General features: G+C 64.2%; 22 protein-coding genes. 4 read left to right on the top strand and 18 right to left on the bottom strand.

Annotated features, from left to right (window positions below; all coding sequences use genetic code 11):
• Positions 1-74 precede the first annotated feature (74 nt).
• The 9 genes from IEJ03_RS05435 to IEJ03_RS05395 all read right to left on the bottom strand — a co-directional run bounded on the left by IEJ03_RS05435 (position 75) and on the right by IEJ03_RS05395 (position 7852).
• Positions 75-1217, bottom strand: a complete 1143-nt coding sequence (locus tag IEJ03_RS05435) for a hypothetical protein (protein WP_192036656.1) — start codon at positions 1215-1217, stop codon at positions 75-77.
• Positions 1214-1963: an energy transducer TonB gene (locus IEJ03_RS05430; RefSeq protein ID WP_192036655.1), complete on the bottom strand. Its 750-nt coding sequence runs from the start codon at positions 1961-1963 to the stop codon at positions 1214-1216. The genes IEJ03_RS05435 and IEJ03_RS05430 overlap by 4 nt, the downstream gene beginning before the upstream one ends.
• Positions 1963-2370 carry a biopolymer transporter ExbD gene (locus tag IEJ03_RS05425; protein ID WP_192036654.1) on the bottom strand — a complete coding sequence of 136 codons (408 nt, stop codon included), beginning with the start codon at positions 2368-2370 and terminating at the stop codon, positions 1963-1965. Before IEJ03_RS05425 ends, IEJ03_RS05430 begins: the two co-directional genes overlap by 1 nt.
• Positions 2363-2899, bottom strand: coding sequence for a MotA/TolQ/ExbB proton channel family protein (locus IEJ03_RS05420; protein ID WP_192036653.1), 537 nt, complete (start codon positions 2897-2899; stop codon positions 2363-2365). Before IEJ03_RS05420 ends, IEJ03_RS05425 begins: the two co-directional genes overlap by 8 nt.
• Positions 2880-4280 (bottom strand): MotA/TolQ/ExbB proton channel family protein, encoded by a 1401-nt coding sequence (locus IEJ03_RS05415; RefSeq protein WP_242458054.1) that lies wholly within the window; start codon positions 4278-4280, stop codon positions 2880-2882. Before IEJ03_RS05415 ends, IEJ03_RS05420 begins: the two co-directional genes overlap by 20 nt.
• Positions 4277-5068 (bottom strand): DUF3450 domain-containing protein, encoded by a 792-nt coding sequence (locus IEJ03_RS05410; RefSeq protein ID WP_192036652.1) that lies wholly within the window; start codon positions 5066-5068, stop codon positions 4277-4279. The genes IEJ03_RS05415 and IEJ03_RS05410 overlap by 4 nt, the downstream gene beginning before the upstream one ends.
• 735 nt (positions 5069-5803) lie before the next feature.
• Positions 5804-6742, bottom strand: coding sequence for an FAD-binding protein (locus tag IEJ03_RS05405; protein ID WP_192036651.1), 939 nt, complete (start codon positions 6740-6742; stop codon positions 5804-5806).
• On the bottom strand, positions 6739-7491 hold the full coding sequence (locus tag IEJ03_RS05400; protein WP_192036650.1) for an electron transfer flavoprotein subunit beta/FixA family protein: 753 nt from the start codon (positions 7489-7491) through the stop codon (positions 6739-6741). Before IEJ03_RS05400 ends, IEJ03_RS05405 begins: the two co-directional genes overlap by 4 nt.
• 55 nt (positions 7492-7546) lie before the next feature.
• Positions 7547-7852: a hypothetical protein gene (locus IEJ03_RS05395; RefSeq protein ID WP_207116429.1), complete on the bottom strand. Its 306-nt coding sequence runs from the start codon at positions 7850-7852 to the stop codon at positions 7547-7549.
• 117 nt (positions 7853-7969) lie between these two features.
• Here IEJ03_RS05395 and IEJ03_RS05390 point away from each other — a divergent pair, with 117 nt between their 5' ends.
• The gene (locus IEJ03_RS05390) at positions 7970-9667 is read left to right on the top strand and encodes an electron transfer flavoprotein-ubiquinone oxidoreductase (protein ID WP_192036648.1); all 1698 of its coding nucleotides are present in this window, start codon (positions 7970-7972) and stop codon (positions 9665-9667) included.
• Between the two features lie 290 nt (positions 9668-9957).
• Here IEJ03_RS05390 and IEJ03_RS05385 read toward each other — a convergent pair whose 3' ends face one another.
• The 7 genes from IEJ03_RS05385 to IEJ03_RS15965 form a co-directional block, all read right to left on the bottom strand.
• Positions 9958-10797 (bottom strand): sulfurtransferase, encoded by an 840-nt coding sequence (locus tag IEJ03_RS05385; RefSeq protein ID WP_192036647.1) that lies wholly within the window; start codon positions 10795-10797, stop codon positions 9958-9960.
• Between the two features lie 75 nt (positions 10798-10872).
• Positions 10873-13119 (bottom strand): ATP-dependent helicase, encoded by a 2247-nt coding sequence (locus IEJ03_RS05380; protein WP_192036646.1) that lies wholly within the window; start codon positions 13117-13119, stop codon positions 10873-10875.
• Positions 13116-13670 carry a DUF1285 domain-containing protein gene (locus tag IEJ03_RS05375; protein ID WP_192036645.1) on the bottom strand — a complete coding sequence of 185 codons (555 nt, stop codon included), beginning with the start codon at positions 13668-13670 and terminating at the stop codon, positions 13116-13118. The genes IEJ03_RS05380 and IEJ03_RS05375 overlap by 4 nt, the downstream gene beginning before the upstream one ends.
• A gap of 27 nt (positions 13671-13697) precedes the next feature.
• Positions 13698-14525 carry a TatD family hydrolase gene (locus IEJ03_RS05370; protein WP_192036644.1) on the bottom strand — a complete coding sequence of 276 codons (828 nt, stop codon included), beginning with the start codon at positions 14523-14525 and terminating at the stop codon, positions 13698-13700.
• Between the two features lie 40 nt (positions 14526-14565).
• Positions 14566-14901 carry a PilZ domain-containing protein gene (locus IEJ03_RS05365; RefSeq protein ID WP_192036643.1) on the bottom strand — a complete coding sequence of 112 codons (336 nt, stop codon included), beginning with the start codon at positions 14899-14901 and terminating at the stop codon, positions 14566-14568.
• Positions 14902-14939: 38 nt separating this feature from the next.
• The gene (locus IEJ03_RS05360; RefSeq protein WP_242458053.1) at positions 14940-15935 is read right to left on the bottom strand and encodes a DNA polymerase III subunit delta'; all 996 of its coding nucleotides are present in this window, start codon (positions 15933-15935) and stop codon (positions 14940-14942) included.
• On the bottom strand, positions 15932-16057 hold the full coding sequence (locus IEJ03_RS15965) for a hypothetical protein (RefSeq protein ID WP_277950342.1): 126 nt from the start codon (positions 16055-16057) through the stop codon (positions 15932-15934). The genes IEJ03_RS05360 and IEJ03_RS15965 overlap by 4 nt, the downstream gene beginning before the upstream one ends.
• Positions 16058-16540: 483 nt before the next feature.
• Here IEJ03_RS15965 and IEJ03_RS05355 point away from each other — a divergent pair, with 483 nt between their 5' ends.
• Genes IEJ03_RS05355 through IEJ03_RS05345 form a run of 3 tightly spaced genes read left to right on the top strand, consistent with a single transcriptional unit; the run spans position 16541 to position 18637 of the window.
• Entirely contained in the window at positions 16541-17311 is a 771-nt protein-coding gene (locus IEJ03_RS05355; RefSeq protein ID WP_192036642.1) for a hypothetical protein, read from the top strand.
• Complete coding sequence (locus IEJ03_RS05350; protein ID WP_192036641.1) at positions 17311-17670, top strand: MazG nucleotide pyrophosphohydrolase domain-containing protein; 360 nt, start codon at positions 17311-17313, stop codon at positions 17668-17670. Before IEJ03_RS05355 ends, IEJ03_RS05350 begins: the two co-directional genes overlap by 1 nt.
• Entirely contained in the window at positions 17645-18637 is a 993-nt protein-coding gene (locus IEJ03_RS05345) for a hypothetical protein (RefSeq protein ID WP_192036640.1), read from the top strand. Before IEJ03_RS05350 ends, IEJ03_RS05345 begins: the two co-directional genes overlap by 26 nt.
• Before the next feature lie 484 nt (positions 18638-19121).
• Here the strand turns inward: IEJ03_RS05345 and tmk are convergent, their stop codons facing one another.
• Positions 19122-19748, bottom strand: a complete 627-nt coding sequence (tmk, locus tag IEJ03_RS05340) for a dTMP kinase (protein ID WP_192036639.1) — start codon at positions 19746-19748, stop codon at positions 19122-19124.
• A 202-nt stretch (positions 19749-19950) separates the two neighbouring features.
• Positions 19951-20958: an endolytic transglycosylase MltG gene (gene mltG / locus IEJ03_RS05335; protein WP_192036638.1), complete on the bottom strand. Its 1008-nt coding sequence runs from the start codon at positions 20956-20958 to the stop codon at positions 19951-19953.
• Positions 20959-20980 lie beyond the last annotated feature (22 nt).

Here is a 20980-nt window from a genome sequence, read left to right as displayed (position 1 = left end):
CTCTGCCCTCGCTGATCAAGCCCTCGCTGATCAAGCCCTCGCTGATCAAGCCCCGCTGATCATGACGCTCTGAGTCACGACTCGCCGGCGGGGCCACCCACTGCGACCCCGTCCTCGCTGCCATCCTCCTGCCCCGGCAGGCTTGCCAGCCAGGCGTCCGCCTCGGCCTCGCCCAGCTCCCGCGCCCGACGCAGCGCCAAGACGGCGGCCTCCCACTCGCCCCAGCCATGGGCCAGCTCGCCCAGTCGCAACCAGTCGTCGCCCTCCCCGCTGCGCTTCGCAACCTCGCGCCAGGCGACCAGGGCCCGTTGATGATCCCGCGCGGCCTGCCAGGCCTGCGCCAGAAGGCGACGGTGGTCGAGATCATCCGGAAGCGATTGCGACTCGAGGGCGGTGGCCAGCAGCTCGGCGGCCCTCGCCGGTGTGCCACCGGCCAGGTGCAGGCGAATGCGCTGGCCAAGATCATCGACTCCCGACAACACGCCGCGCCGCCAGCCGGCCTCCCAGATCGCCGCCGCCCGCCCCGGCTCACCCAGGCGCTGGGCGAGACTCGCCGCCCGCCGCCAGGTCTCGGCGTCGCCGCCTGCGCCTTCGAGACGCCGCTCGATCAGCGAGAGCGCACCGCCCTCGTCGCCGGCCCGCTGCAGCACGGTGGCGGCAAGACGCACCCGGGGCTCGCTCGGCTCGCCGCCGGAGGCCAGGGCTCGACTCACCCAGCGCGCCGCACCGTCCCAGTCGGACTCGGCGGCCAGCAGCCGGGCCATCAGCCAGTGCTCCTCGCTGGTGCCGTCGTGACGCGTGAACCAGTCGCCCAACAGTGCCCTCGCCCGCTCGGACTGGCCGGCCCGTAGGCGCAGCCCCGCCTCCTGGCGAAGCCAGCGATCCGCCTGGGCGCGATCGACACCGCGGATGCTGCGGGCCTCGGCCAGATGCGCGGCGGCCGCGAGCGGCGCATCGAGGCGCGCCTCGGCGCTGGCGGCGAGTTGCAGATAGAGGGCGCGGGCCCAGCGATCCGAGGCGTTGCCGCCGGCCAGGCGCTCGGCTTGGCTCCGGGCGCGCTCGCGCACGACATCGAACTCGGACTGGCCGAGGCGCTGCTCGAGCCGCTGCAGGTCGTTGATGATCCCACCCGGCAGCGTCGGCGCCGCCAGCGCGGGCGACGCCAGCAGCAGCCAGGCGACCAGGCACAGTGGGCGAGTCGGCGTCATGGTCGTCATCTCAACTGAAACTCCAGGCGCTGGCGGGCCCGGCGACGGTGATCGGCGGCGGCGAACTGCCAGCCGGCGATGGCGCGACGAGCGACGCGGTCGAAGACGTTGCGCGGACTGGCCTTGACCACCTCGATGCTGTCGCGCTCGACACGCCCGTCGCGACGGATGATGAACTGCACCACTACATGGCCTTCGAGGCCGCGCCGCTGGGCTCGGGACGGATACTCGGGCGGCACCCGCCGGGTCGCCTTGGCCGAGGAGCCGACGTCCACCGGCTCATCGGCGGCCGCCTGGGACACGGCCGCCGAGCTCTCGTCGGCCAAAGACGTGTCGGCCGATGCCTGGCTAGGCTCGGGCGCCGGCAAAGGCTCAGGTTCCGGCTCGGGCTGCGGCCTGGGTTCGGGATCTGGTGCGGGCGGCGTCTCGATGAGCGCCGGCAGCGCCTCGTCCACCGGCGCCTCCGGCATGTTCATGGGTGGCAGCTCAGGCTCCGGCAGGGAAATGGCGCTGTCGAACCGGGGCGCCGGCGCCGGCTGAGGAGGGGGGGGCGGCGCACTGGGTGGCGGCGGCGGCGCGGCGCTGGCGGCCACGGTCGGCTCGGGCGCTTGCTCGGCCGGGGCCTCGGCCAACGTCATCATGAACTCCTTGGGCGGCTCGGGCTCGGCCTCGGGTGGGGCCACCAAGAGCGCCAGCAGCGCGAACAGCGCCATCGTCAGGGCCGCACCGGCCAGCAGCGAAACCGGTAGCCGCATCAGTCACCGCTCCGCTGGGCGGCCACCGCCACCCGCTCGACATCGGCCTCGCGCAGGCGATCCATGACCTCGATCAGCACGCCGGTGGTGGCGTCACGATCGGCCTGGATCACCACCGACCCGTCGTCGCTGACCAGGCTGGCCACCCGCGGGCCGACCCGGTGCAGGTCCACGGGTTCGCCCTCGACCCAGACCGCGCCCTCGGGGGTGATCGCCACCAGCACCTGGACGTCCGGGCGGGATGTCGCCGCGCTGGACTCGGGGCGCTCGATCTCCACCCCGCTCTCCTTGATGAAGCTGGTGGTGACGATGAAGAAGATCAGCATGATGAAGACCACGTCCAGCATCGGGGTCAGGTTGACCTCGCTGCTATCTTCAGCGGCCGCCGCCAGTCGACGTCTACGCATGTGCGTCCTCCGCGGCGCGTGCCAGGCGGTCGTGCAGCCGCTGATCCTCGCGCCGGATGATGTGTTCGAGTCGAGCGATAAACAGAAGCCCCACCACCGAGACCGCCATGCCACTCAGGGTCGGCAGGGTGGCGCGGGCCACGCCATCGGCCATGGCTCGCGCCTGGTTGACCTCGCTCACCGACAGGCTGTCGAAGACGGCGATCATGCCGGTCACGGTGCCGAGCAGACCCAGCAACGGGCAGATCACCACCAGCAGCTTGATCCAGGGCAGCGGCGCGCGCAGCCGGGTGATCAGCTCACGGGCCCAGGTCTCGCGCAGGGTCAGGGCGCTCCAGCTGACGTGATCCTCGCGGGCCACCCAGCGCCTGACCAGGGCGCGGCGTGCCGGGCGGTAATGGAAACGGAAGAACCACCAGCGCTCCAGCCCCAGCGAGAACAGCAGCACCGCCACGCCGATGACGACCACCAGCACCGGGCCGCCGGCCTCGACCAGCCACGCCAGGGGATCAAGCCAGGACATCGGCATGGCGCGGCGTCGCGCTCACTGAGGGCAAGGCCCGATCGGCTTCCAGGGCATCGGCGAGCACGGCACTGGCCCGTCCCTCGAGGGTGCCGATCAGCGCCCGGCTGCGGCTGGACAGCGCCGTGTGGGCGAACAGCAGTGGCACCGCGGTGACCAGACCCAGCACCGTGGTCACCAGCGCCTGACTGATGCCGCCGGCCATCAGTTGCGGGTCGCCGGTACCGAACACGGTGATCGACTGGAAGGTCACGATCATGCCGGTGACGGTGCCAAGCAGCCCCATCAGCGGCGCCACGGCGGCGAGCATCTTGACCAGCCCCTGGCCGCGCTCGAGCTTCGGCTGCTCGGCGAGCAGCGCCTCGTCGAGACGGGCCTCCAGTGCCTCGGGGGCATGGCCCGAGCCGAGAGCATGAAAACGCTTAAGCACGCGGCCCAGCGGATTGTCATCGCGTAGCCGGTCGAGGTCGGCGAGCTGACGACGCAGCCGCACGGTCACGCGCATCAGATAGAGGTACTGACCCAGCGCCACCAACAGCCCGACGATGCCCAGCGCCACCACCACATAGCCCACGGCGCCGCCCTGCTGGAAGCGCGCCCAGAGGCTCGGCGTCTGAGCCATGGCGGCAACGACCTGCCCACCGGCCGGGTCGAAGGCCAGGGTCTCGCCCTCGCCACCCTGGAAGGCCGCCAGCCGTTCGGCGACCGGCTCGGGCGTCATCGGCAACACCGCCAGACGCCCGGCCTCGCCTGAGCGCTCCAGCAGCCGGCCATCGTCGGTGGCCGCCAGCAGGTCGCCGACGCGGAGCACCGAGCGCTTAACGATCTGGCCGTCGGCGCCGGCCACCGGCGCCTCGAGCTCGATCACGCGGCCGGTCTCGCGGGTCAGCGCCATCAAGCTGTCGGCCAGGCCGGCCACCCGATCGACGCCGAGGACACCATCGGCCTCTAGCCGCGGCGGCAGCTCGGCCGCGCCGCCGAGGGTCAACCAGCTGTCGGCGAGATCGTCGCGCAACTCCCCGCTGACGCCGACCACCTCATCGAATACCGCCTGCAGATCGCCGCCCTGCTCCTGTCGACGGGCGTCGAGGGCCTCGAGGGCTTGGCGCTGCGCCTGCTGCCGGGCGTCGAGGGACTCCCGCCGCTCGCGAGCCCCGGCCAGCGCCTCCCGGGCCTCGGCCAGCGCCGCATCGAGCGCCGTGTCGTCGTCGACCAGCTCGGCCAGACGGGCGCGGTCGCGGGCCTCGGCGGCTTCGCGATCGGCGCGCAGGGTCGAGAGCGCGGCCTCGTCGTCCGGCTCGCTGATCGGCTGAGCCTGAGCCAGCAGCGGCGCACCAGCCAGCCACAGGCCCATCAGGGCGGTCCGCATGGCTTTTGGCATGCTCATCGGGCGTCCTCCCTGGCGCGTACCTGTGACTGAGACACGGATTGAGAAATCGGCAGGTCCAGCAGCGCAGGTGCCCGCCGTTCACGGGCGATGGCCAGCCCCTTGCGGACCTCGGCCAGAGCCGCGGCGTCCAGCGGCTGCCAGTCGCTCTGTGCCACCTTCCAGACGCCGCCTCGATGGCCGTCGGGGGTCAGGAAGTACCAGCCGACCCGCCCCAGGCGCAGGAAATCCACCTCGCGCGGGACATCGCCGGCAAGCTCGCCACGCCAGGCGTCGATCTCGCGGCCGTAGTCGAGCTCGGCCCGCCAGGCGGCCAGCATCCGCGAGAGCTTTTCGTCGCGGCTCGTCTCGGGATCACCCAGCAAGCGCTCGAGGCTCTCGACCCGAGCCAGGCGCTCGGCTCGCAGGAAAGGCATGTCGCGCTCCACCCAGACCCGTAGGCGTTCGACCATGGCGCGCATCAGGCCGGGAAGGGCCTCACGGGTCGCAGACAGGGTGGAGAGCGCCTCGTCACGCCGGGCCAGGGCCTCGGCCTGGCGCTCGACCAGCGGCGCCAGCTCGGCATTGTAGGCGCTCAGTCGCCGCGTTTCCCCACGCGCCTGGCGCAGGGCTCGAAGCTTATCGCGCACGGCATCGTCGGCGTTGTCGATACGCGCCTGAAGCTCGGCCTGGGTGCGCTGGGCCTCGAGGGCCTCGTCGCGCACCGTCGACTGGGCCGCCGCCGTGCCGACCATGAGCAGGGCGACACCCGCCACGGCATGGCGAAGCCAGGGATGGGGATAGGACACGCTTGTCTCCGAAAGATCCGACAGATGCCCGGACCCTACTCTAAACAAGAATAGTTATCAATATCCAATGCATGCCGTCGCGCCCGCGGATGCCTCTCATCGCCTGACGCCAGCGACGCGAATGGCTTGACGCCATCATAGCGCAGCGGCATCACATCGGCGTCGCACTCGGGGACAGACAAGCCCATGACGGGGTGTGCCCGGACGACGGGCGCTGCCCCCTTCGCTTTCGCTGCCGGCGCACAGACGCAAACGGGCCGGCCTCTCCGGGGAGAGACCGGCCCGTCCTATGGCCGAACAGGAGCAAGCCTTACCGCTTGCCTTCGATTTCCGGCAAGACCTGGAAGAGCCCGATCGTCCTACAGCTTGCTTTCGAGCTCCGGCAGCACCTCGAGCAGATCACCGACCAGGCCGCAGACTATCGAGCGCGCGACCTGGAAGAGCCCGACCGTCCTACAGCTTGCTTTCGAGCTCCGGCAGCACCTCGAACAGATCACCGACCAGGCCGCAGACTATCGAGCGCGCGACCTGGAAGAGCCCGATCTGCCTACAGCTTCGCTTCGAGCTCGGGCAGCACCTCGAACAGGTCACCTACCAGGCCACAAACTATCGAGCGCGCGACCTGGAAGAGCCCGATCGTCTTACAGCTTGCTTTCGAGTTCCGGCAGGACTTCGAAGAGATCGCCGACCAGGCCGCAGATTATCGAGCGCGCGACCTGGAAGAGCCCGATCGTTTTACAGCTTCGCTTCGAGCTCCGGCAGGACTTCGAACAGATCACCGACCAGGCCATAGTCGGCGACCTGAAAGATCGGCGCCTCCTCATCCTGGTTAATGGCGACGATGACCTTGGAGTCCTTCATCCCCGCCAGGTGCTGGATGGCACCGCTGATGCCCACGGCGATATACAGCTCCGGGGCCACGATCTTGCCCGTCTGGCCGACCTGCATGTCGTTGGGGGCATAGCCCGCATCCACCGCGGCACGCGAGGCACCGATCGCCGCGCCCAGCTTGTCGGCGATGCCGTCGAGCAGCTTGAAGTTCTCGCCGTTGCCCATGCCGCGGCCACCGGAGATGACGACCCGAGCGGCGCCGAGCTCGGGCCGGTCGCTCTGCTCCAGTGCTTCCTTGAGGAAGCGCGACTGGGGGTTGTCCACCACGTTGTCGACCGCCTCGATGCTGGCACTGCCCTCGCTTGCCACGGCATCGAAGGCCGTGGCACGCACGGTGATCACCTTGAGGACGTCGTCGCTCTTGACGGTCGCGATGGCGTTACCGGCATAGATCGGGCGGCAGAAGGTGTCGGCGCTCTCGACAGCGATGATGTCGGAGAGCTGGGAGACGTCCTTCAGGGCAGCGAGGCGCGGCATGACGTTCTTGCCGGTGGTCGAGGCGCTGGCCAGCACGTGGCTGTAGTCGCCGGCCAGCTCGACCAGCAGCGCGCCCAGCGGCTCGGCCAACTGGTGAGCATAGACGGCGTGATCCGCCACCCGCACCCGGTTGACGCCCTCGAGCCTGGCGGCGGCTTCGGCGACGGCGGAGACGCCTTCACCGGCCACCAGCACGTCGATGTCGCCACCGCCGGCCTTGGCAATCTCCTGCGCTGCCGCCACCACATGAGCGGTGGTGCCAGCGAGTTGTCCGTCGTGATGGTCGGCGAGTACCAGAATGCTCATGAGATCACCTTGGCTTCGTTCTTGAGTTTGTCCACGAGCTCATCCACCGAGCCCACCTTGACGCCGCCCTTGCGCTCGGCCGGCGCCTCGACCTTGACCAGGCTGACCTTGCTGCCGGTCGCCACGCCATAGTCCTCCGGCGTCTTGACCGCCAGCGGCTTCTTCTTCGCCTTCATGATGTCCGGCAGCTTGGCGTAGCGCGGCTCGTTGAGGCGCAGGTCGGTGGTGACGATCGCCGGCAGCGACAGCTCGAGGGTCTGCAGGCCGCCATCAATCTCGCGGGTCACCGCGACCTTCTCACCCTGGACATCCACCTCGGAGGCGAAGGTGGCCTGGGGCAGGCCTGCCAGTGCGGCCAGCATCTGGCCGGTCTGATTGTTGTCGGTGTCGATGGCCTGCTTGCCGAGGATCACCAGCCCCGGCTGCTCCTCGTCGACCACGCCTTTGAGCAGCTTGGCGACCGCCAGCGACTCGACCTTGTCGTCGGTCTGCACGTGGATGGCGCGATCGGCGCCCAGTGCCATGGCCGTGCGCAGCTGTTCCTGGGCCGCCTTGGGGCCCACCGTCACGGCGACCACCTCGGTGGCCACGCCCTTCTCCTTGAGGCGGACCGCTTCTTCCACGGCGATCTCGCAGAAGGGGTTCATCGCCATCTTGACGTTGGTGAGATCGACGTCGGAGTGATCCGGCTTGACCCGGATCTTGACGTTGTAATCGATGACGCGTTTGACCGCGACCAATACTTTCATGGTGTCCTCGCTTTACGCTGGGGCCTCGCTGAGGCGTGAGTCGGGGATAGTACCGTCATGCGTCGGCCGCCCCGTTATCACCGATGGGCAGGTCGTTAGATTCTTTCGTTAAGTGCATGATCAACCGACAGATCCCGGGCAGATGCGTAATCTGCCACAGGGCCAGTGCCGTCACAATATTGGCGGCAAGAATGATACCGATCGGCTCGCCATGCTCCCCTTTCCCGCCCGGGATTGGCAGCACCAAAGGCGAGGCAATCGGCGCCGATTGTCGTCGGCCGAGCCCCGGCCTGCGATGCGTTGCGCCAAGTATGCGCATCAGGGCACAGACATGAAAGAAAACGCACGTTTGACGACGCATTGTCGGCACGAAGATGGCTACCCGATTGGCCACTAATATCGCACAATAGGCAGCATAATCAGGCGTGATTCGCGCAGGCATAAGCCCTGAACGACATCGCATAACGGGAGAGCACAAGTGGAAGAGCAAGAACGCGAATACATGGATTTCGACGTGGTCATCGTCGGCGCCGGCCCCTCCGGCCTGGCCGCTGCCTGCCGCCTGATGCAGCAGGCGAACGAGACCGAACAGGAGCTGACCGTGTGCGTGGTGGAGAAGGGGTCCGAAGTGGGCGCCCATATCCTGTCCGGTGCCGTCTTCGAGCCCCGCGCCCTGGCCGAGCTCTTCCCCGACTGGGAAAGCCGCGGCGCCCCGCTGACCACGCCGGCCATTCGCGACGAGCTCTATCTGCTCAAGGATGCCGAGCAGGCCCAGAAGCTGCCCAACGCCCTGGTGCCCAAGACCATGCATAACACCGGCGGCCGGCGCCCCGGCGGCGACCAGACGAGTGGCGACTCCCGCCGCTACGTGATCAGCGCCGGCAACCTGTGTCGCTGGCTCGGTGAGCAGGCCGAGGAGCTCGGCGTCGAGATCTTCCCGGGCTTCGCCGCCCAAGAGACCCTGCACGACGCCGACGGCACCGTGCGCGGCATCCTGGTCGGCGACATGGGCGTGGGCGCCGACGGCGAGCCCAAGGACGGCCACATGCCGGGCATGGAGCTGCGCGCCAAGTACACCCTGTTCGCCGAAGGCGCACGCGGCCACCTGGGCAAGCGCCTGATCGACAAATTCGACCTGGATGCCGGCAAGGATCCCCAGCACTACGGCATCGGCCTCAAGGAGCTGTGGGACGTGCCGGCCGAGCAGCACGAACCGGGGCTGGTGCTGCACGGCTCCGGCTGGCCGCTGGACAAGCAGACCCACGGCGGCTGGTTCCTCTACCACGCCGAGAATTCGCAGGTGGTGGTCGGGCTGATCCTGGATCTTTCCTACCAGAATCCCTACCTGTCGCCCTTCGACGAGTTTCAGCGCATGAAGCACCACCCGGTGCTCAAGCAGTACCTGGAGGGCGGCACGCGCGTGGCCTATGGCGCTCGAGCCATCGCCAAGGGCGGCCTCAACTGCCTGCCGAAGATGACCTTCCCGGGCGGCCTGCTGATCGGCTGCGATGCCGGCACCCTGAACTTCGCCAAGATCAAGGGCCTGCATACCGCCATGAAGTCCGGGCTGGTGGCCGCCGAGAGCGTCTTCGAGGCGCTCTCGGCCGGCGATGAAGGCGGCCAGGAACTCACCACCTTCACCGACAAGTGGGAAGCGAGCTGGGCCTATCAGGAGCTCAAGGAGAGCGCCAGCTTCGGCCCGGCGATCCACAAGTACGGCACCGTGGGCGGCGGCGCCTACAACTTCCTCGATCAGCTGCTGGGCGGCAAGCTGCCCAACGTCCACGACACCACCGCCGATCATGCCGCGCTCAAGAAGGCCTCAGAATGCGAGAAGATTGACTACCCGAAGCCCGACGGCAAGCTTTCGTTCGACAAGTCTTCCTCGGTGTTCCTCTCTAACACCAATCACGAGGAAGACCAGCCCTGCCACCTGCGCCTCACCGACCCCGAGCTGCCGGTGCGGGTCAACCTGCCGGAGTACGCCGAACCCGCGCAGCGCTACTGCCCGGCCGGGGTCTACGAGATCGTGGAAGATGAGGCCGGCACGCCCAAGTTCCAGATCAACTTCCAGAACTGCGTGCACTGCAAGACCTGCGACATCAAGGACCCCGCCCAGAACATCACCTGGGTGGCGCCGGAAGGCGGGGGTGGACCCAACTACCCCAACATGTGAGGGACCCCCTGATTCATTGCTGCGCTCGACGACGCACAAGGAAGTGGGAAGTGCGTTGGTTCGTCGGGAACGAACCTAGCCATCCTGGCCGCCGGCGGTACTCGGATCGCCGGCCCGGCCGGAATCCTCATGTAGCAGGCTACACTCCGGTTCCTCCGTTCCGGCGGCGACCAGCCTCTCGTCGCTCGCGACATGAATCAGGCGCTCCCTAGCAGAGGAGCGGAACGCAAAGCGCCCCGCCGGCCACGTGCCGGCGGGGCGTTTTTTGGGGCGACGAACGAACCCCGGACTCACTCGCCGGTGGCGACAGGGCGGTCGGGATCGTGAATCCAATCGCTCCAGGAGCCGGCGTAGAGGCGCGGCAACGGCTTGCCGACAACGGCATAGGCCAGGATGTCGTGACAAGCGGTGACGCCGGAGCCGCAGTAGGCGATCAGGCCATCGGCCGCCTGAGTATCGATGTCTGCCAGTTCGGCGGCGAGCTGGACGGCCGGCTTGAAGCGCCCGTCGGAGGCCAGGTTGTCGGCACTGGGGCGACAGCGCGCGCCGGGAATATGACCGGCCACCGCGTCGATGGGCTCGACCTCGCCACGAAAGCGCGGCATGGCCCGGGCATCCAGCAGCGCCGATTGCTCAGGCATGATATCGGCGGCCTCCACCCAGGCGCCGTCGTCGAAGCGCGGCCGCCAGTCGCTGGGAGCCGACGTAGCCACCTCTCCCGCCTCGAGCGCTCCGTCGATGGCCTGCCAGGCCGGCAACCCACCATCGAGCACGCGCACCTCCGGATGGCCCGCCCAGCAGGCCAGCATCCACCAGGCCCGGGCGGCGGCGAGCTGGCCGCCCCTGTCGTCATAGACCACCACCGGCACATCCGGGGTGATACCCAGACGCCGGATCACCGCGGTGAAGGCGTCCTGGGCCGGCAGCGGATGGCGGCCGCCCTCTCCCGCTGGCCCTGACAGGTCATGCTCCAGGGCCAGGTGCCGGCTGCCCGGCAGGTGACCGGCTTGCCACAGGGCTCGACCGGCATCCGAATCATCCAGTCGTGCGCGGCAGTCGAGCAACAGCGGCGGACGCGATGAGGCCAGGGCGGCGGCGAGAGAGGCACTATCGATCAGCGGCTGCGTCATGCGGGGCGCTCCTTATCTCGAGGAATGATTCTCGAGGGATGATTCTGGAGGGATGATTCTCGAAAGACGATGCCTCTAGTCGGTGACCGGCGCCATCGACAGCGGCTCGATGGGCGCGCGATTGGCGATCAGGCGCCGCTTGCCGGCCTGGGCGAAGCGCACCTCGATGACCGGGTCTCGCGGGTCGCCCTCGACCAGATCGATCTCCCCTTCACCGAACACCGCGTGCCGCAGGCGCTGGCCGACGCGAAAGGCGACGCCGGATGGCGGCGAGCCGGCCGAGGCGACAGCCGGCTCGGCACGGGTGATCGCCGGCTGGTCAAGACCCTGGGCGGCCAGATAGCGCTCGGCCAGGGTCGGCTGCTCCACGGCCAACGGCGCCGGCGGGGAGGCGACACCGTCACTGTATGCAGCGCCCTGTGCATCGTCATCGTTCAGCGCTTCGGCGAGCCGCTGGCAATCCTGCCAGGCGGTCTCGGCGATGAAACGGCTGGGACGATGCTCGCCACCGTCGTGGAGCATCAGCAACTGCTCGCGGGCACGGGTGATCGCCACGTAGAAGAGCCGTCGCTCTTCCTCGAGACGCTCGTCGCTGAGCGGATTCTCGCGGCTGTAGTGGGGGAAGTCTTCCTCGTTGACGCCCCACAGGGCGACCAATGGCCATTCCAGTCCCTTGGCGCCATGCACGGTGGTGATCAGCACGCCGTCTTCACGGCTCTCGACGGGATCGCGCAGCAAGGCGATGAAGGCATCGGGGTCGTGGGCGAGCTCGCCGGCCTGCTCGATCAGCACGTCGAGCAGGCGCACGTCCTCCTCACCCTTCTCGCGGCGCGCCGCGGCTCGCTTGAGCACCTTCTCGGCGTCCAGACGCTCGACCACATGTGTGAGCAGCTTGGCCGGGGGCCAGGCGGCCAGGCGCGGCAGCTCGCAGAGCAGCTCCCAGCGACGCTTGAGATTGCGGCGCTGCAGGGGCTTGAGGCTCTGCAGCAGCGGGTCCTGGCGCTCGGGCCAGCGCTGAGTCTCGGCCAGGCGCAGGGCCAGGGCGCCGAGCCGCTCGCGAGCCACGAAGGGTGTGGGCTGGGCGAGCAGCAGCTCGAGGTGCCCGGGGTCATGTAGCAACTCGGGCTGACGGGCCAGCATCAAGTGGCCGGCCAGGGCCTGCACCAGCGGCAGGCGGAACACGAAGCGGTCATCCCGGGACAGCCGAAAGGGAATGCCCGCACGCAGCAGGGTCAGCTGCACCGACACCGACAGCGCCCAGCTGCGCACCAGCACGCAGCTCTCGGAAAGAGACCTCCCCTTCCGCTGCCAGTCGGTGAGCGCCTCGCTGAGCCGCTGCCCGCCCCGGGCCACCCGAAGGGTGGTGGCCGGATTATCGGGGCCGGCCAGGCACAGCTGATCCGGGCGTCGACGATTGGCGGCGATGGCGTGATTGGCGGCCAGCGCCAGGGCGTGGCCATGGCGGAAGGTGGTCGACAGGGGGTAGTCCCGGGCCTCGCCGAAGATGGCGGTGAAGTCGTCGAGCATGGTGTCGGGACGGGCCCCGCGCCATTCGTAGATGCACTGATTGGCATCGCCCACCGCCATCACCGCCGCCGTCTCGCCGGCCAGCAGGGCGAGCAGGCGTTGCTGGGCGGCGTTGATATCCTGGTATTCGTCGATGATGACCTCATCGAGATAGCCCTGCACCCGCGCCTTGAGCGCCGGCTCCCGCTCCAGCGCCTTGAGGGGCCGATACAGCAGGTCGGCATAGGTCATCAGGCCATGGTCGGCGAGCAGGGTCTCGACCGCATCGAAGGCCTCGATAAAGTGACCGGTATCATCGCCGTAATCGAGGCGCTCATGCAGCTCACCGGGGTCGGCCAGTTCGGCCTTGACCAGTTCGCAGAAGTGGCCGAAGGCCTCCAGGCGATCCGGCTCCAGGGCGGCCTCCAGGCGCGTCTGATCGCCTGACAGCGTCTGCTGCACGGCCTGGCGCAGCAAGCGCTCGCGCTGCCAGTCCACGGACAGCAGCTGGCGCGGCGCCAGTGCCCCCCAGCGGGTCAGGCTCTGGGTCAGGCGATGGCCCAGGGAGTGAAAGGTACGCACATCGGGCAGGGCCGTGCCGGCGGGTGCCCGGGCGACGAGCTTGGCGGTGAAGTCCTCGCGAGCGGCGCGGTTGAACATCAGCACCAGCATGCGCCGGGGCGGCACGCCCGTGGCGAGCAGGTGCAGCACTCGCGCCACCAGGGTGGTGGTCTTGCCGGCGCCGGCCACGGCGGCCACCCGGGCATGCCCGCCCGGGTGCCCCACCACGGCCTGCTGTTCCGACGTCAGCCTCACGCATCCTCCTTGGACAGCCGCCCCAGTGGCTGCCAGACACCGTCGCTCTCGACACCGAGCTCCAGCACATCGCCGCCGATGCTCGAGCGACTCTCGGCCTGCTCGATCAGCCGGTAATAGACGTTGCGATGCAGCCTCGCGGCCAGCCCGAAGCGCACCGGCACCGAGGGCATCTCCCGGTCGAGCCTGAGCCGCCGCTCGGCCCCCAAGGCCAGGCGGTCGCCGACGTTGGTGGTCAGAGTCCAGACGCCGTCCTGGTGATCGGCGTCGATGATCAGGAAGGCGCAATCCTCGACCTCGATACGCCACTTCTCGACCGGGGTCACCAGATAATGGGAACCATCGTCTTCACAACGCAGCACGGTAGAGAGCAGGCGGATCAGACGCCCCCGCGTAATGGGCTCGCCCTCGTGCCACCAGCGGCCATCGGCCCCGATGCGCAGCTCCATGCTCCCCGACAGCGGTGGCTGCCAGGCCTCGAGCGGCGGAATGGCGCCCTCTCCCTCGATGTGGTTCAGCAGGGGCGCAAGCGGATGAGGGTCGGTGGGCATCGGGTGTCCTCCTGGACGGCGGCGGGCTCAGATCAGGCCGGACTGAGCCAGGGACTCCTTCACGTCCGACGGCGCCTCGGGCACCGCGGCCTTGAACAGACGATAGAAGTTGCTGGTGGTCTGCATGGCCACCTCGTCGACGCTGATGCCGCGCTCCTCGGCGATGCACTCGGCCACCTCGACGACCCACTGGGGCTCGTTAGGCTTGCCGCGATGCGGGACCGGCGCCAGGTAGGGGCTGTCGGTCTCGATCAGCAGGCGATCCAGCGGCACCTTTCGGGCCAGCTCGCGAATCGCCTTGGCATTGCGGAAGGTGACAATGCCGGACAGGGAGATGTAGAAGCCGTGGCGCACCGCCTCCCGCGCCATGTCCAGATCCTCGGTGAAGCAGTGCAGCACACCGCCGATGGCGGGATCGGTATGCTCGCGGATCAGCGCCAGGGTGTCCTCGCGGGCCTCGCGGGTGTGAATGATCACCGGCAGCTCCAGCTCGGTGGCGGCGATCAGGTGACGACGGAAGCGTTCGTGCTGCACCTCCGGGGCGACGCCTTCGTAGTGGTAGTCGAGACCGGTCTCGCCGATGGCCACCGCCTCGTGAGCCTCCGCGCATTCCTTGATGGCCTCGACCGTCGGCTCCTCGGCCACGCGGTGCAGCGGGTGCACACCGGCGGAGATCACCACGTCGTCATGGGCGCGAGCGATCTCGCCAAGCCCGGGCACGTCCTCGAGGGTCACGGCGATGGCCAGGAACTGACGCACATGGCGCGCGCGAGCGGCTTCCAGGGCGGCGTTGAGGTCGCCGTCATGGGCGCTCAGGTCGAGACGATCGAGATGGCAGTGGGAATCGACAAACATGGGACACTCGGTCAGCGAAAAAAAGGAAAGGTGGGGAACCCTAGAGGGTATAGGTGGCGGCGCCCTTGTCGAGCTGCCCGGCCAGCAGCGTCTCGATGCGGTCGCGCACGCTCTGGTCCTCGGGACGGAAATGCAGCCCGACCCCCGGCACCCGGCGGCCGGACACGCCGGACGGGGAGACCCAGGCCACCTGCCCGGTCACCGGATAGCGCTCCTCGTCGCCGGGCAGGGTCAGCAGCAGCAGTATTTCCTCGCCGAGCGCATAGCGCTCGCGGGTAGGCACGAAGATCCCTCCCCGCTCAAGCGAAGGCATGTAGGCCGACAGCAGGGTCGGCAGGTCCTGAATCGTCAATGACAGCGCTTTTTGACCGGCCATGAGGGCTCCTCGTGACATGGTGGGAGACAAGGGCTTCGCTAGGAGCGTAGCAGCGCCGACCAGCGCACCAACCAGGCTTCCAGCACCAGCTGGGGATTGGGGTTGCCGCCGGCCGCCAGCAGGCGTCGCTGCTCGCGGGCGAAGTCGAGCAGACGAAACCAGTCCCGTACTCGAGCATTCTTGACCGCCTGGCGGTAGAGGGGCAAGAGGTCCGGGTTGCGCAGCGACGTCTCGTCACCGGACAGGCCCAGGCGGATCAGGTCCTCCAGCCAGCCGATACCGTACCACAGGACCGCCTCCACCGACTCACCGGCCAGGCGCGAGGCCTCGGCGACCGGTTCGGCGCCCCGCACCAGAGCATCGAACAGTTCATGCAGGGTCTGGCGCAGCTGACGCGCCTCGCCGGTAGCGAGATCCCGCGCCAGGAGCGGCAGGCCGCCGGCCACCCGCAGCCAGAAGACGGCGTCCTGGTGCTCGCCCAGCGCCTCGCTAAGCCAGGCCTCGCAGGCCGACGGCTCGGGAGTGGTCAGGGACCACTGCTGGCAGCGCGAGCGCACGGTTGGCATCAACCGCGAGGGGATCTCCGCCAGCAGCACGAACAGGGTGCGGGCACCAGGCTCCTCGAGGCTCTTGAGCAGGGCATTGGCGGCGGCCACGTTCATTGCCTCGGCGGGCTCGATCACGATCACCCGGTGACCGCCCTGTTGGGCGGTCTGATTGACGAAGGCATTGACCTCGCGAATCGGGTCGATGCGGATCTGACGGCCCTTGTCGGCGGGATTGACCCGCTTCAGGTCCGGGTGATAGCCCGAAGCCAGCATCGCGCAGCTGTGACACTCCCCGCAGGCGACACGGCCGGGGCGATGGCACAGGGTGCGGGCGATCAGCGCCTCGGCCAGGGCCTGAGGCCCGACACCCCGAGGCCCCGAGAGCAGCAGCGCATGGGGCAGCCGATCCCCGTCCTGCAGGGTGACCAGCTGCTGCCAGAGCCCCGTCTGCCAGGGCAACGGCGTCGGCATGGCCTCGGCGCTCATGCGCTCTCCCCGGCCGACGGCTGCGCCAGCTGTCGCTCGAGTTCCGTGCGGATCGACGCCTGCACGGCCTCGAGCGATTGACCGGCGTCGATGATGGCGACCCGCTCGGGAGAGGACTCCACGTGTGGGGCGCTGAATGGACCACGGACCTGAGTCACATCTAGGCCCCGCCCTTCTAGCCATTCAGCTTCCCAATTGAGGTCGCTCGACTTGCTAAACATTTGTGTAAGCACGCTACATCCTTTCCAATATGAAGTGATTATATATCCCACAGAACGATCTACCAACGACCGGTGACCAAATATCTCTGGGAAAATACAAGCTAGGCTCGGGTTGATGTAGCTGACAACAGCTTACAAACCAAGGGTTATCCTCGAGCTACTGGTTCAATCCACGCAAACCAAACGTGAGCGCGGCAAGTCAAGACTTGAAACTCAGGAATGACCACACAATCGATACGGCTTGGCCGAGCCTCTACATCGAGCCTTTCAGTCACTGTACTCCGTAGGTTTCACCATAAGCACACGCGAAATTCGACCTTCATCTATGGTGTGCCGAGAAAAAAATATATAGGCTTGCGTCAGCACAACATTTCAGGAGAAATAATGACAACGCTCGCAGATAAGGACATCGAAGAAAAGATGGCAGCTGGCCACTTGATTGTGAACGGCTCCACAAGCCAGGTTGGACCGGCCTGTTACGAACTTCGGATGGGCAATGTTTATTATGATCTTACCGAAGCGAACACTCGTATAGACGCATCAGCCAATCGTGACATACTCATCAAACCAGGACACCGAGTCGTTCTAATAACAAAAGAGGAACTCTCCATACCGAAAGACGTCATTGCAAGGGTTATTAGCAAAGGTTCTTTATTTAGCATAGGACTCACTCCTGTAAGCACGTATGCAGACCCGGGATTTCACGGAAACCTAGGGATCGTCACACAAAACATAAGCGATAGTTATATTAGCTTACCGATTGGAGAACCAATTGCCAAAGTCGATTTCTCCATGCTCACAGAGGAAGCAAAAAAAACCTATAGAGGACAACACGGCTTCCAAACGGAGATCTGGCCAATACGCCACCAACTAACAAAAAGCTACGGAGAAATAAAAAACGACCCACGCGTAGAAAGCGAAGAGGCCGAATCATACAAAATACTTCCTCAAGCCACGGCAAACGCACTAAAAAGCATACAAAAAAAGCAGCGCATCATTAACTCAGGATTATTAATAACAATATTTATTAACAGCTTAGTTCTTGCGGCAGTTTTGAACGACTTTGTCGAAACTGCAGCCGCAATTTCGATAAACTTAATCTCAACAGCAATCGTAGCACTAATAACGTGGAACTCCAAAGAAAGGAAAAAATAGTGGAACTAAAAGACCTTATAAAAAAACAAATTGATCTGGATATCAGGCATGGATTTCCAGTCTCTTTTGATAGTGATATGGAAGCTTATGCTCAGTTATCGAAGGACTTAATCGGGCTTATCGGAGAAATAGGAGAATTCTCTAACGCCATCAAGAAAATCAACATAAAGCTAGACCGGCCCAATGAATATGAATTAGACATTCATGCCACAAAGGGACAACTGGGAGAAGAACTAGCCGACACTTTAATCTACATAATACGGCTTGCCGCCATCCTCGAGGTTGATCTCGAACAACAACTAACAGAAAAAATGACAAGGAATGAACATAGATATGCCAATCTCCAAAAACAAAAGTAAAACTTTCTTCTTACCCGTAAACACTGGATTCTCAAAAAATCAAACCCCAGACTCACGCTGTATCGAATTTTATCGCGAACGAAGTGGGAACGGGCTCCACTGCGCAATAGTCGGAAACGTTGTTCTTCCATCAGGAGTTGGCAGCAACAACGCCTGCTCAAAGATTTCAAAAAATGTGGCGTGGAACGCTCTCACCGAAGCCATTTCTGAACGAGGAGCAATACCCGGGGTTCAGTTGGCTTCGTGCTGGCCAGGCTATAAAGGAATGCAAAATTTCATAACCAAATCAAACAAAAAAAATATTAATACTTACCGTGAAATTGCCTCATCATTAAAAGAGAAGGACATAATCGATGCTTTCGACGACCTCAAGCTAGGCACGAGCCTAGCAGCCTCAGCAGGGTTCGGACACATACAATTGCATGCTGCGCATGGCTATCTTTTCAACCTCATCATAGATTCTCGATTTTCACGACATGTAGACCTTGCAATGGAGAAATTGACAGAGTGGTCTGATCAGACCGCTGATCTTGAAGTAGAAGCTTCGATCCGACTCTCTTTAGCAACTGGCGCAACGGAAATAGACGACTATGAACCAAACGACTTCCTTGACAAAATTTGTACATTACCGATAGATTATATAGATATCTCTTCAGGCTTTTATAATTTAAACAAACGACTTATCTATCCATCAACCGACAAACTTCTGTCACAGAGAATAGCCGCCACGACTGGACTCGCGCATGGGCACCCACGACGAAATTTCATAGCCTCCGGAAAATCTCTCAAAGGATGGACAAAAGATCTCCCGAAAAATGTCCACATCGGTATCTGTCGTGACCTTATCGCAAATCCTGAATTTTTGAAAAAGCATTCCAACGGTTGCCAAAACCGCATGAAGTGTCACTATCATTCACGAGGAAAAGATTCCATTACTTGCGGAAAATGGGACACTTATAATCAATAGAACTATCACACACCACTCCTATAATAATTTCAACTAAAACTTAAAACCAATCTTTATCAGCAGCCGCAGACGCACGCCGAAACAGACAACCTCCCACACTTCAGAGAACAGTAACCCTCAATATATAATCATCAGCTTCAATTTCGCAGCCTAGCAACCCCATCTTAAACAAACGCATCACTAGGCTACCTTAACAATACCCTAACAGCAGAAATATCGCTTTGAAAAAGGGAAGCAACAGGTCGAAGCAAAGGTTTTTACTACTGAGCCAGCTGATAGCCTTAGGGCCTGCCATAACCGCTATAGCCACTCACTGCCTCACGCACCATCACATAAGTTAGCGCATGACAAGGATGACATAGAGGCTAGCCCTAACAGTCACCTAAATCATGTTCGAGGTTGTCAGAAAAGGTAGCGCCCTACCCTTCAGCACTACCAGAAAAATAAAAATAACCATCATAAGCATCTCATGTATCATGCATGGTCAACACTCCAATATATGATCAACAGCTTGCAACACGTCACTTAAAACATGGCCAACGGATTGTGAAGCATCAATCACTATGAAACGCTCCGGGTTCAGCCTAGCCTGCGCCAAATAGCCTTCACGAGCTTTACGAAGAAAGTCCAATGTTTCCTTCTCAAGCCTATCCGGGGAGTCACGCGTGCTTACACGCGCAAGGCCGGCCTCCGGATCCAGATCGAGGATAATGGTCAAATCTGGCTTGAGCCCATCTACTGCAAGATCATTTAGCGTTGTTATGAGCCCGATTGGAAGCCCCCGAGCATAATGTTGAAAGCTTAAAGTCGCCGAGTCAAAACGATCACTTATAACTACTTTCCCTTCCTGAAGAGCGGGGAGAATCTTTTCACGTACGTGCTGCGCACGCGCAGCAGCGAAAAGCATCAACTCTGTAACAGACGCCATTCCAGAGGTGTCCGTGGATAATAGAACTTCTCTTATCTTTTCCCCAATAGGCGTGCCGCCAGGCTCGCGAGTAAAAACAGCTTCCCTATTTTGATGTTTGAGATGGTCACGTAGAGCTTCAATAACCGTAGTTTTTCCAGCCCCATTGCTACCGTCGATTACAATCATCCGGCCTTGTTTCATATGACCCTTCCATCGTCAACGTTGCGCATATCTAGGCCGGTGCTGATACCTAGAATCCAGTGATAATAGCAATATGATTTGGATAGAAGGGATTGGGATTTTGAGATGATCCCACCTTTCAGAGCTATGATGCGCCCAAACCATTTCATCAGGAACTCCTGCGCTGCCTTCCAAAATTCAATATCCATGCAGCGTTCGTCCCTCAACGATTGCGGATATACTGGTTCACCGCATTGTTGTGCTCGCGAAGCGAGCGCGAGAATTGGTGCGTGCCGTCGCCGCGGGCCACGAAGTACAGGGTATTGCCATCCTCGGGATTCACCGCCGCCTCGAGGGCGGCCCGCCCCGGCATGGCGATCGGCGTGGGCGGCAGGCCATCGATGACGTAGGTATTGTAGGGCGTCGGTTCGCGCAGGTCGGCCCGGGTGATGTTGCCCGCGTAATCGTCGCCCATGCCATAGATGACGGTGGGGTCGGTCTGCAGGCGCATGCCCCGCTCCATACGCCGAGTAAAGACCCCGGCGATGGCCCGACGCTCCTCGCTGGCACCGGTCTCCCGCTCGATCAGCGAGGCCATGATCAGCGCCTCGTAGGGGCTATCGACGGGTAGGTCTAGCGCCTTGTCGCGCCCTTCCCAGACCTCATCGAGGATGGTCTCCATGCGCTCATGGGCCTGGCGCAGGATATCCAGGTCACTGACACCCTTGTGATATCGATAGGTATCAGGGAAGAACCAGCCCTCGGGATGCTCGCCTTCACGACCCAGCTCGGCCATGACCTCGGCATCACTCATGCCATCGGTTTCCTGCACCAGCTTGTCGGCCGCTTCCAGGCGCGCGCGCATCTCGGCGAAGGTCCAGCCCTCGGGAATGGTCAACGGATAGGTCACCACCTGGTCGCTGCCCAGCAGGGCCAGGGCCTCGCGGCCGGTCATGCCGGGCTCGAGGCGATACTCGCCGACCTTGAGGCTCGGCACCGCCGACGGATCGAGGCGAGTCAGCAGGCGAAACGCCCAGGGATCGTCGAGGATGTCGCGATCGGCCAGGTCCAGCACCACCTGGTGGAAGCCGGCGCCCGCCGGCACCTCATAGAGTATCGGCTCGTCAATAGCGATCGGCGCGACCAGCCGGCTTTCCCAGTAGCGATAGCCACCGACTGCCGCGGCGGCCGTCACGGCCAGCAGCACCAGCAGAAGTTTTCCCACTCGCATGATGTCTCCTCAGGGGAACGCC

The organism is Halomonas sp. YLGW01 (assembly GCF_014840935.1).
In the GTDB taxonomy this organism is placed as follows: Bacteria; Pseudomonadota; Gammaproteobacteria; order Pseudomonadales; family Halomonadaceae; genus Onishia.
The sequence above is the reverse complement of the archived record's forward strand: the minus strand, read 5'-3'. Positions and strand labels throughout refer to the sequence as shown.

Bases quoted from the DNA above. Each gene is read 5' to 3' on its own strand.
- IEJ03_RS05435 (WP_192036656.1), bottom strand. From the start codon at position 1,217: ATGACGACCATGACGCCGACTCGCCCACTGTGCCTGGTCGCCTGGCTG.
- IEJ03_RS05430 (WP_192036655.1), bottom strand. From the start codon at position 1,963: ATGCGGCTACCGGTTTCGCTGCTGGCCGGTGCGGCCCTGACGATGGCG.
- IEJ03_RS05425 (WP_192036654.1), bottom strand. From the start codon at position 2,370: ATGCGTAGACGTCGACTGGCGGCGGCCGCTGAAGATAGCAGCGAGGTC.
- IEJ03_RS05420 (WP_192036653.1), bottom strand. From the start codon at position 2,899: ATGCCGATGTCCTGGCTTGATCCCCTGGCGTGGCTGGTCGAGGCCGGC.
- IEJ03_RS05415 (WP_242458054.1), bottom strand. From the start codon at position 4,280: ATGAGCATGCCAAAAGCCATGCGGACCGCCCTGATGGGCCTGTGGCTG.
- IEJ03_RS05405 (WP_192036651.1), bottom strand. From the start codon at position 6,742: ATGAGCATTCTGGTACTCGCCGACCATCACGACGGACAACTCGCTGGC.
- IEJ03_RS05400 (WP_192036650.1), bottom strand. From the start codon at position 7,491: ATGAAAGTATTGGTCGCGGTCAAACGCGTCATCGATTACAACGTCAAG.
- IEJ03_RS05395 (WP_207116429.1), bottom strand. From the start codon at position 7,852: ATGCGTCGTCAAACGTGCGTTTTCTTTCATGTCTGTGCCCTGATGCGC.
- IEJ03_RS05385 (WP_192036647.1), bottom strand. From the start codon at position 10,797: ATGACGCAGCCGCTGATCGATAGTGCCTCTCTCGCCGCCGCCCTGGCC.
- IEJ03_RS05375 (WP_192036645.1), bottom strand. From the start codon at position 13,670: ATGCCCACCGACCCTCATCCGCTTGCGCCCCTGCTGAACCACATCGAG.
- IEJ03_RS05370 (WP_192036644.1), bottom strand. From the start codon at position 14,525: ATGTTTGTCGATTCCCACTGCCATCTCGATCGTCTCGACCTGAGCGCC.
- IEJ03_RS05365 (WP_192036643.1), bottom strand. From the start codon at position 14,901: ATGGCCGGTCAAAAAGCGCTGTCATTGACGATTCAGGACCTGCCGACC.
- IEJ03_RS05360 (WP_242458053.1), bottom strand. From the start codon at position 15,935: ATGAGCGCCGAGGCCATGCCGACGCCGTTGCCCTGGCAGACGGGGCTC.
- IEJ03_RS05355 (WP_192036642.1), top strand. From the start codon at position 16,541: ATGACAACGCTCGCAGATAAGGACATCGAAGAAAAGATGGCAGCTGGC.
- IEJ03_RS05345 (WP_192036640.1), top strand. From the start codon at position 17,645: ATGCCAATCTCCAAAAACAAAAGTAAAACTTTCTTCTTACCCGTAAAC.
- tmk (WP_192036639.1), bottom strand. From the start codon at position 19,748: ATGAAACAAGGCCGGATGATTGTAATCGACGGTAGCAATGGGGCTGGA.
- mltG (WP_192036638.1), bottom strand. From the start codon at position 20,958: ATGCGAGTGGGAAAACTTCTGCTGGTGCTGCTGGCCGTGACGGCCGCC.